This window comes from Pseudomonas entomophila (assembly GCF_029478665.1).
GTDB lineage: Bacteria > Pseudomonadota > Gammaproteobacteria > Pseudomonadales > Pseudomonadaceae > Aquipseudomonas > Aquipseudomonas entomophila_F.
The window spans coordinates 20,096-29,206 of record NZ_JARPQB010000062.1 but is presented as its reverse complement, the minus strand read 5'-3'; the positions used below and the strand labels follow the sequence as shown (position 1 = coordinate 29,206).

Below are 9,111 nucleotides of genomic sequence, written 5' to 3'. Positions count from 1 at the left end.
ACTGTGATGCCTCGGCGGGGGCGAGTCCATTCAATTACAGAGGTCGTGGTTGCCCGTGAGGCAGTCGGAGTCGCCACACGACCGTCGAGCCGCCCAAGTCACATTTTTCCCCGAACGGCACTTGCGCGATCCGCGCGTCGCTGCTTGAATCGAATCGTCAGTCTGCAAGTGACCAACAAGTCACGCCACAGATCGGACGCCCTTTGCCGGCCACCCAGCGCCTCGATGCCCTGGGGCACGGCAAATCGCCCGCAACAACAATACCGTCGACACAAGCGTCAAGGATCGACACAAGGGCCCACCGGTTTCTCTTCCAGGCAAATGCCTACCTGTCATAAAGAACGTGCACCCTAGGTGACGCGAATACCCTTTTTGCGCCAGGAGTCGATGACATGAGGCCAGAAATCGCTGTACTTGATATCCAAGGGCAGTACCGGGTTTACACGGAGTTCCATCGCGCGCAAGGCGCCGAGAAGACGATCATCCTGATCAATGGCTCGTTGGCCACCACGGCATCCTTCGCCCAGACGGTGCGCAGCCTGCACCCGCAATTCAACGTGGTGCTGTACGACCAGCCGTATGCCGGCAAATCAAAGCCCCACAACCGCCAGGAGCGCCTGCTCACCAAGGAGACCGAGGCGCACATCCTGCTCGAGCTGATCGAGCACTTCCGTGCCGACCACGTGATGTCGTTCTCCTGGGGCGGCGCCTGCACCCTGCTGGCGCTGGCGCACCAGCCGCGGCTGGTGAAGAAGGCCATCGTCAGCTCGTTCTCGCCGGTGATCAACGAACCGATGCGCGACTACCTGGAGCGTGGCTGCCAGTTCCTGGCCGCCTGCGACCGCTACCAGGTGGGCAACCTGGTCAACGACACCATCGGCAAGCACCTGCCGTCGCTGTTCAAGCGCTTCAACTACCGACATGTCAGCAGCCTGGACAGCCACGAGTACGCGCAGATGCACTTCCACATCAACCAGGTGCTCGACCACGACCTGGAGCGGGCGCTGAAGGCGGCGCGCAACATCGACATCCCGGTGCTGTTCATCAACGGTGACCGCGACGAGTACACCACGGTCGAGGATGCCCGCCAGTTCGCCCAGCATGTGGGGCAGAGCCACTTCAGCGTGATCCGCGAGGCCGGCCACTTCCTCGACATGGAGCACAAGGGCGCCTGCGAGGATACCCGCTCGGCCATGCTCGGTTTCCTCAAGCCGACCGTGCGCGAGGCCCGCCAACGCTACACACCGGTGCACGCGCAGCATGCACTGGCTATCTGAGCGCATCGGCGTCCTGTGGGCCCTGCTACCCGCGGGCTACAGGTCGCCGACAGGCTTTTTTATAACCTTGGGCTTCTAATACGGGGGGAGTTATGGTAAAAAGTCGGGCGCAAACGCGGGTATAGTTTAGTGGCAAAACGAAAGCTTCCCAAGCTTTAGTTGAGGGTTCGATTCCCTCTACCCGCTCCACATCGCATTCCCCGCATGGCGTTCCGGTAACGTCATCGCTGTCAAAAGGAGCCTCGGCTCCTTTTTTCGTTTCCAAGACTTTCCTTGATCTGGCCCATGGCCAAACCCCGGTCGATTGGCTTGAATGCGCAGCGGCTTCAGGTGCATAACCGCCTAAGCTTGTTGAAACATTTCCAAGGGACTGCCCATGTTTCTCTCCCGCTGGCTACCGGGCCTGGCCAACCTGCTGCACTACCGCCGCGAGTGGTTCCACGCCGACTTGCAGGCCGGCCTTTCCGTGGCCGCGATCCAGATCCCCATCGCCATCGCCTACGCACAGATCGTCGGCCTGCCGCCGCAGTACGGCTTGTACGCCTGTGTGCTGCCGATGATCGTCTATGCCCTGATCGGCAGCTCGCGCCAGCTGATGGTCGGCCCTGACGCGGCCACCTGCGCGATGATCGGCGGTGCGGTGGCGCCCCTGGCCATGGGCGACCCGCACCGCATCGCCGAGCTGTCGGTGATCGTCACCGTGCTGGTCGGCGCGATGCTGATCGCCGCGGGAGTGGCGCGGGCCGGATTCATCGCCAGCTTCTTCTCGCGACCGATCCTGATCGGCTACCTCAACGGCATCGGCCTGAGCCTGATTGCCGGGCAACTGTCGAAAGTGGTGGGGTTCAAGATCGAGGGTGACGGATTCATCCTCAGTTTGCTCAACCTGCTCCAGCGCCTGGGCGAGATCCACTGGCTGAGCCTGGCCATCGGCCTCGTCGGGCTGGGCCTGTTGATCGGGCTGCCGCGCCGCTTCCCGCGCCTGCCGGCCGCGTTGGTGACCGTGGTGGTGTTCACCGCGCTGGCCGGTTTGTTCGGGCTGGACCGCCTGGGTGTGGCGATCCTCGGCCCGGTACCGGCGGGCATCCCGGAGCTGGCCTGGCCACAGAGCAACCTGGCGGAAACCAAGAGCCTGCTGCGCGACGCCCTGGGTATCGCCACCATCAGTTTCTGCAGCGCCATGCTCACCGCCCGCAGCTTCGCCGCCCGCCACGGCTATGCCATCAATGCCAACCATGAGTTCGTCGCCCTGGGGGTGAGCAACCTGGCCGCGGGCGTGTCCCAGGGTTTCGCCATCAGTGGCGCCGACTCGCGCACGGCGGTCAATGACATGGTCGGCGGCAAGAGCCAGCTGGTGGGGATCATCGCCGCGCTGGTGATCGCCCTGATCCTGCTGTTCTTCACCGCGCCCATGGCCTGGATCCCTCAGCCCGCGTTGGGCGCCGTGCTGCTGATGGCCGGCTGGGGGCTGATCGACGTGAAGTCGCTCAGGAGCATCCGCAGGCTCAGCCGCTTCGAGTTCTGGCTGTGCCTGCTGACCACGGTTGGCGTGCTGGGCCTGGGGGTGCTGCCGGGCATCGTGTTCGCCGTGACCCTGGCGATCCTGCGCCTGCTCTACAGCATCTACCAGCCCACCGACGCCGTGCTCGGCTGGCTGCCCGGCATCGACGGCCAGGTCGACGTGCGCCAGCACAAGGAGGCGCGCACCTTGCCGGGTTTGGTGGTGTATCGCTTCGACGACGCGATCCTGTTCTTCAATGCCGACTACTTCAAGATGCGCCTGCTCGAAGCCGTGCAGGGTGAACAGCAGGTGCAGGTGGTGCTGTTCGACGCCGAGGCGGTGACCAGCATCGATGTCAGCGGCATCGCCGCCCTGCGCGAAGTGCGCGACACCCTCGCCGCCCAGGGCATTCACTTCGCCATTGCCCGCGCACGCGGCACTTTCCTGCGCATGCTGGTGCGCTCGGGCATGGCCCGGGAGATGGAGGACAAGCTGCTGTTCGGTTCGGTACGGGCGGGAATCAGGGCGTATCGGGTGTGGCGAAACAGGAATCGGCAGGTGCCGTCCAAATATTGAGGGAAAGGGACTACGGCATTGCCAGAGGTGAATGATGTCGTCGCAGCAGTGCCTTCGATAGCCTTGCTATCCCGTGCTCTTGCCACGGTCCACCTTTTCCCAAGTAGCGTTGTTACAACATCGACTACGCCAGTGGCGCACTCCCTGCTATGCTCTTCACCGAAACGGCCATCTTCACCAAACGTGTAAAGGAACTGCTCGACGATGAGACTTACCGGCTGCTGCAGGTTCGTCTCTTGATTGCCCCGCATGCAGGTGACCTCATCGAGGGCACCGGTGGCTTGCGCAAGCTCCGCATCGCAGCGAACGGGCATGGAAAACGAGGTGGCGCCCGGGTCATCTACTACCACTTCAACGCTGCGGCGCAAATCGCCATGCTCTACATCTTCCCCAAGAACGAGCAACAGGACTTGTCCAACGAACAGCGCAAGGCACTGAAAGCCGTCATCGAACACTGGAGACACCCATGAGCCGATTTTTCGAAGAACTGATGCAAAGCGTTGAGCAGATGGATGAAATCATCCAGGGGCAACGCCAGCCTTCCCGCCAGTTCGAAATCGATGCGCTTCAGGTCCGCAACATTCGCAAGAGCACCGGCCTGTCCCAGGTGCGCTTCGCCGAGATGATCGACGTGCAGGTCGCCACGTTACGCAACTGGGAACAGGGGCGTCGTGAGCCCACCGGCCCCGCCAAGGCATTGCTTCGGGCACTGCACAATGACCCCGAGCATGTACTCAAAGCGCTTGCTCACTGAAGGCCCGGGCGTTCCGGGCCTGCAATGTACTTCCCGCCTCAGGCCTGCGGGTAGCTGCAACCGACGTACAGGTCGCGGTCCTTGTCTTCGGTCGAAACCACGCGCAACGTGCCCTTGTTGTCGAGCACACGCTGATAGTCCACATAACCGTCGGTATCGAGCGTCTTCTTCAGCTTGAGCGTACTGGCCAGCTTGGCCGCATCGGCCAGGGGCGCGGTGCTGCTGCTCTGCAGGTAGAAGCTGAAGCGATCGGTCATCACCAAGGTGGCGGACGACACGCCATTGATGCTCAGCGCCGGGGTGACCTGCCAGGCGGCGCCGCCCCAGGGGCTGTGCGCCTCATCCTTGGTGAAGGTCAATTGCTCGGCGTCGACCAACTGGTTGAAAGCCTCCACCTGCTGCGCGCTGGCCTCGCATTTGGCCAGCGCCGTGAACAAGGCGACTTGGGCCGAATCGGCAGCCGAGGCGGAAAACGCGGCCAGGCAGCCGGCCAGGGTGAGGAAACGAAGCGATCCTTTCATGAGAACATCCTTGCTCAGTTGAACGTGCATTGGTTGAACGACAGGTAATCACTGCCGGAGGTGAATTGCAGTACGCATTCGGCGTCGAACTTCTGGCCCGGGTGCAGCGCTTTCATCTGCTCGTCCTGGGCACTGTCGGCCCCACGCAGACGGGCCAGTTCGTAGCCATCATCATCGCCAGCGGCGAGTATCGGCGCGCCCTTGAGGTTGGTCGACACACCCAGCGCCACCGCGGTGATCTGCACCGGCTGGTTCAGCTCTTCCATGCTCAGCGTGGAATAGCCCTTCTGCTCGTAGCTCTGGTACAGCGTGGCAATATCCTGGGCATCGGCGCCCGGGGCAAACAAGAGGCTGCAGGCTAGCACAGCCAAGATCCTGGATTTCACACTAGCTCCTTGTGACGGGTCTCCAGCGCGGGCTGCTGGAGACCGGCACTTTGCCATTAGTGAAGAGCGGGCACCATCGGGGTCTCCCTGATCCGGCTACTTCGGCACGCAGGCCTGCGGCTGCGCCTGGGTGCCACGGCCGATCAGGCTGATCAACCCGCAAGGCAAGCTGCCACGCCACTGCAGGTAGTCGTGCCCCGCCGGATACTCCACCTGCTCCACCGCATACCCCTTGGCCAGCAGCACATCGCGCAGGTGACGATTGGTGTCGAGAATCCTCGGCCCCTCGAACAGCCCGGCCTGGAGGTAGAAACGCAACGGCTTGCGCGGTGCCTTCACGTACTCACGGGTCAACCAGCCGGGCTCGTCCCCCTCCTGCGCCCACCAGTACGAACCCGACAGGCTCAGCACATTGCCGAACAGTTCCGGGTGCATCAAGCCCATGTAAGCCGAAGCCAGGCCGCCATAACTGGAACCCGCGACCACGGTGCGCGAGGCCGTCGCCGACAGGCCTTGCTGACGCGCCCATGGCATCAGCTCCTCGGCCATGAAGCGGGCGAACGAAGGATTGGGCGGCAGTTCCTGCTGGCGGCTGAGGTCGCTGGGGTTGGCAATGATGATCGCGGCCGTGGGCGGGATCAGGCCGTCGGCGATCAGGTTGTCGAGAAGGGTCGGGGTTGGCACCTGGCGGGTGTAGGCATGGGCGTCGAACAGCACCAGCAGCCCTTGGTCGGCCTTGCCGGGCCGCCAGCCGGCCGGTCGGTACAAGTAGATGTCCCGTTTATTACCCAGCAACCGGCTGTCCAGGCGCTTGCGCTCCAGGCTGCCTCGCGACACGCCCTCGCGGACCGCTACCCAGGGTTGCGGAGCGGCGTCCGGCAGTTCCAGGCGCGACCGCGACAACCACGGATCTGCGCTGCCATCGGCGAAAGTGTTCGGGTTGAGCGGGTCGCGCCGGGTGGTGGCAAGAATCACCCGGCGATCATCCGAAACCGGCACATCGGCGGCCATCTGGTAGCTCAGACGAGTGGCGGCCGGCACCTCGAAACTGCGATACCAGACATCGCTCTGCCCCAGGCGCTGAAGCGACTCGTGATTGCCCGTGGGTGCGCCGAACATCCGCACGTTGTCGCGCGCGCCGCGCCACAGAAAGGTGACCAGGCGCTGGTCGGGGTGGCCGGGGATCGCTTCGACCATGGGCGTGCCGTCAACGCCTCGGGCCGTCCAGAACGCATCGGTGGATTCGCCTTTGGCCAATGCCTCCGACAGCGTGCGCAAAATCGGGCTGGCCAGTGTTGCAGAGCTTTTCCGTTGCCCGGCGACCGGCACCACCTGATCCAGGCGCAAGTTGAAACGTTCTTTGGGGCGGATCGCCAGCGCCTCGGCGCGCATCAGGTAGTGGCCATCCTGCCCAGCCACGAAGAGAAACTCACGCGGCTGGTCCAGGCCATCGACCAACAGGCGCAACGGCTTCCCCTGCGCATCGAGCAGGCGCAGGCTGACATCGCCATCGAGGCGGCCCCGCACCAGGTCGCCGGCCTTCAGTGACAACTGCCAGGTCGGGGAGCTTGTCGCACCGGCCTGCCCGCTCACGGCCTTGCCTGGCTCCAGGCGGGGTTCATCGGCGGCCATTGCCGCCCCGGTACAGGCGGCCAGCAGCACCAGGGCACGGGTCAATCGCTGCATACCCACCTCAGAAGTCGACGCTGGCGGAAAGCTTCAGGGTGCGCGGCTCGCTGACGGTGGCGTAACCGTCGTTGAACACGCCGGCCCAGTAGGCGCGGTTCTCGACGTTCTCCAGGCTGGCGCGCAAGGTCACGTCCTTGCTCAGCACCTTGGTGGCATAGCGCGCACCCAGGTCGTAGCGGGTCCACTGGGGGATCTTCAGCTGGTTGGCGCTGTCGAGGTACTGCGAGCTGCTATGGATGCCCAGCGCAGTCAGGGTCAGGCCCTCGACCCAAGGCAGGTCCCACTCGGCCCCCAGGTTGGCCGACCAGGCCGGCACGCCGCGCGCGGTGTTGCCATCCAGGGTGCCGTTGGCAGTCTTGGTCAGCACGGCGCGGGTATACGTCACGCCGCCCAGCAGGCGCACATCGGGCGTGACCTCACCGAACATCGTCCACTCCACGCCGCGGTTGCGCTGCTCGCCGTCGTCGTTGTAACGGTTGCTGGCCTTGTCGTAGATCATGCTCGGCTTTTCGATCTGGAACAGCGCCAGGGTATGGGTGAAGTCGCCCAGGTCCCACTTCACGCCTGCCTCCATCTGCTTGGCGACATACGGGGCGAACTGCTCGTTGTAGTTGGCGGCCTTTACATCGGTGACCATGCCACCCTGGGTCAGGCCTTCGATGTAGTTGGCGTACAGCGACACCGGCGCATCCCAGGGCTTGAGCACGATGCCCACGGCGGGGGTCACCTTGCGCTCGTCATAGGACGGGGTGCTCATTTTCTGCCGCACGCGCTGGGCGCGGGCGCCCAGGGTGAGCAGCACGCGATCGTCGACGAAGCCCAGTGTGTCGGCCACGGCGAAGCTGGAGAGCGTGTTGTCGCCGGTCTTGACGCTGCTGCCATGGTCACCGGCGATGATTGCCTTGCCGGGGTGGTAGATATTGGTGGTGTAGCCCTTGCCGGTGACGGTCGGTGCCCGGCCGATATCCTGGTGCAGCAGCGTGGTGCTGAGTACCAGCTGGTGGCTGACCGGCCCGGTCATGAAGTTGCCGCGCAGGCCGGCCTCGGTGGACAGGCTGTGGGTGTAGCCCGCCTGGTTGTAGGTCTCGCCCGTGGCGGTGCCATCCGGCTTGGTGACGATCACCCGGGTGCCATTGAGGAAACCGTCGTAACGGGTGCGTGCACCACCGACGCTGGCGTAGGCCGTCCAGCGGTCGTCGAACTGGTACTCGCCGTGCAGCGTCACCGCCTTGCTGACCTGCTTGGCATTGATGCCTTCGAGGATGTTGGTGTCGGGCTTGGGCGCCTTGGTCACCGTGCCGAGCTTGCTGAAGCCAGCCATCATCGGGCTGCCGTTGTCCATCTTCTCGTGGCTTTCATAGGCGTCCAGCGCCAGCTTGAAGTTGTCGCCTCGATAATCCAGGGCAAGCGCTGCCAGGGTACGGTCCTTGGACTGTTCATCGACGCCGGTGTCACCGCTGCCGTACACGCCGTTGAAGCGGACACCGAAACGGTTGTCGGCGAAGCGGCGGCTGACATCGATGTGTTCGGCCACATAGCCATCGGAGACATAGCTGGTGGTCAGGCGGGTGAGCGGTGCGTCCCCGGCGCGCTTGGGTACCAGGTTGACCACGCCACCCACGCCGCCGTTGGGCGCCATGCCGCTGAGCAGCGCGCCTGGCCCCTTGAGCACTTCGACCCGCTCGAGGAATTCGGTTGGCACATGGCCATCCGGCGCCAGGCCGTACAGGCCATTCATCGCCAGTTCCGTGGAGTCAAGTGCATAGCCACGAATCATGAAGTTCTCGTAGGTATGCCCTTCACCGGTGCTGAAGCGGATCGACGGGTCGTTGCGCAGCACTGCGCCGACCGTGCCGCTCTGCTGGTTCTCGATGGTCTTGGCGGTGTAGGCGCTGACGCTGAACGGGGTGTCCATGATGTCGCGGTTACCCAGCAAACCGATGCGGGCGCCACGGGCGACCTGGCCGCCGCTGTAGGTGTCCGGCAGGTCGCTGTTGAACCCACTGGCGTTGACCGTGGTGGCGCCCAGTGTCAGCGCGCCGTCCTCGCCGCCGCCACGCAGGATGATCACGCCGTTTTCCTCCACCGCCACCAGGTCGCTGCCCGCCAGCACCTGGCGCAAGGCCTGCAGCACCGTGTAGCGCCCTTGCAGCGCCGGGGCGCCACGCCCGGACAACAGGCGGCTGTCGGCGGCGATCGCCACGCCAGACTCATGGGCCAGGGCATGCACCGTGGCTTCCAGCGGCTGGCTCGGCAGGTCCAGGGTCAGCGGCAGGCTGTCGGCCTGGGCCGCATGGGCCGCCAGCAGGCCGGCGCAAGCCAGGGCCAGGCGCCGCAGGGTGCCGGGGAAGCGGGTGGAGGAAAGCGACATGATCGGTCCTTGCAGAAGGTGGGTTCACAGCTGATG

General features: G+C 64.4%; 8 protein-coding genes and 1 tRNA gene. 5 read left to right on the top strand and 4 right to left on the bottom strand.

Annotated features, from left to right (window positions below; all coding sequences use genetic code 11):
- Window positions 1-392 precede the first annotated feature (392 nt).
- From P5705_RS23840 to nadS, 5 genes are all read left to right on the top strand, one after another.
- Window positions 393-1,277, top strand: a complete 885-nt coding sequence (locus tag P5705_RS23840) for an alpha/beta fold hydrolase (RefSeq protein WP_277463339.1) — start codon at window positions 393-395, stop codon at window positions 1,275-1,277.
- Window positions 1,278-1,392: 115 nt separating this feature from the next.
- A tRNA-Gly gene (locus P5705_RS23835) sits at window positions 1,393-1,466 on the top strand.
- Window positions 1,467-1,653: 187 nt separating this feature from the next.
- Complete coding sequence (locus tag P5705_RS23830; protein WP_277463338.1) at window positions 1,654-3,354, top strand: SulP family inorganic anion transporter; 1,701 nt, start codon at window positions 1,654-1,656, stop codon at window positions 3,352-3,354.
- A gap of 149 nt (window positions 3,355-3,503) precedes the next feature.
- Window positions 3,504-3,824, top strand: coding sequence for a type II toxin-antitoxin system RelE/ParE family toxin (locus P5705_RS23825; RefSeq protein ID WP_277463337.1), 321 nt, complete (start codon window positions 3,504-3,506; stop codon window positions 3,822-3,824).
- Window positions 3,821-4,108 (top strand): NadS family protein, encoded by a 288-nt coding sequence (nadS, locus tag P5705_RS23820; RefSeq protein ID WP_240065059.1) that lies wholly within the window; start codon window positions 3,821-3,823, stop codon window positions 4,106-4,108. The genes P5705_RS23825 and nadS overlap by 4 nt, the downstream gene beginning before the upstream one ends.
- A gap of 38 nt (window positions 4,109-4,146) precedes the next feature.
- Here the strand turns inward: nadS and P5705_RS23815 are convergent, their stop codons facing one another.
- The 4 genes from P5705_RS23815 to P5705_RS23800 all read right to left on the bottom strand — a co-directional run bounded on the left by P5705_RS23815 (window position 4,147) and on the right by P5705_RS23800 (window position 9,075).
- Window positions 4,147-4,629 carry a hypothetical protein gene (locus tag P5705_RS23815; protein ID WP_277463335.1) on the bottom strand — a complete coding sequence of 161 codons (483 nt, stop codon included), beginning with the start codon at window positions 4,627-4,629 and terminating at the stop codon, window positions 4,147-4,149.
- A 14-nt stretch (window positions 4,630-4,643) separates the two neighbouring features.
- Window positions 4,644-5,015, bottom strand: coding sequence for a hypothetical protein (locus P5705_RS23810; protein WP_249746185.1), 372 nt, complete (start codon window positions 5,013-5,015; stop codon window positions 4,644-4,646).
- A gap of 96 nt (window positions 5,016-5,111) precedes the next feature.
- Window positions 5,112-6,701 (bottom strand): alpha/beta hydrolase, encoded by a 1,590-nt coding sequence (locus P5705_RS23805; RefSeq protein ID WP_277463333.1) that lies wholly within the window; start codon window positions 6,699-6,701, stop codon window positions 5,112-5,114.
- A gap of 7 nt (window positions 6,702-6,708) precedes the next feature.
- The gene (locus tag P5705_RS23800) at window positions 6,709-9,075 is read right to left on the bottom strand and encodes a TonB-dependent receptor (RefSeq protein ID WP_277463332.1); all 2,367 of its coding nucleotides are present in this window, start codon (window positions 9,073-9,075) and stop codon (window positions 6,709-6,711) included.
- Window positions 9,076-9,111: the final 36 nt, after the last annotated feature.

Bases quoted from the DNA above. Each gene is read 5' to 3' on its own strand.
- P5705_RS23840 (WP_277463339.1), top strand. From the start codon at position 393: ATGAGGCCAGAAATCGCTGTACTTGATATCCAAGGGCAGTACCGGGTT.
- P5705_RS23830 (WP_277463338.1), top strand. From the start codon at position 1,654: ATGTTTCTCTCCCGCTGGCTACCGGGCCTGGCCAACCTGCTGCACTAC.
- P5705_RS23825 (WP_277463337.1), top strand. From the start codon at position 3,504: ATGCTCTTCACCGAAACGGCCATCTTCACCAAACGTGTAAAGGAACTG.
- nadS (WP_240065059.1), top strand. From the start codon at position 3,821: ATGAGCCGATTTTTCGAAGAACTGATGCAAAGCGTTGAGCAGATGGAT.
- P5705_RS23815 (WP_277463335.1), bottom strand. From the start codon at position 4,629: ATGAAAGGATCGCTTCGTTTCCTCACCCTGGCCGGCTGCCTGGCCGCG.
- P5705_RS23805 (WP_277463333.1), bottom strand. From the start codon at position 6,701: ATGCAGCGATTGACCCGTGCCCTGGTGCTGCTGGCCGCCTGTACCGGG.
- P5705_RS23800 (WP_277463332.1), bottom strand. From the start codon at position 9,075: ATGTCGCTTTCCTCCACCCGCTTCCCCGGCACCCTGCGGCGCCTGGCC.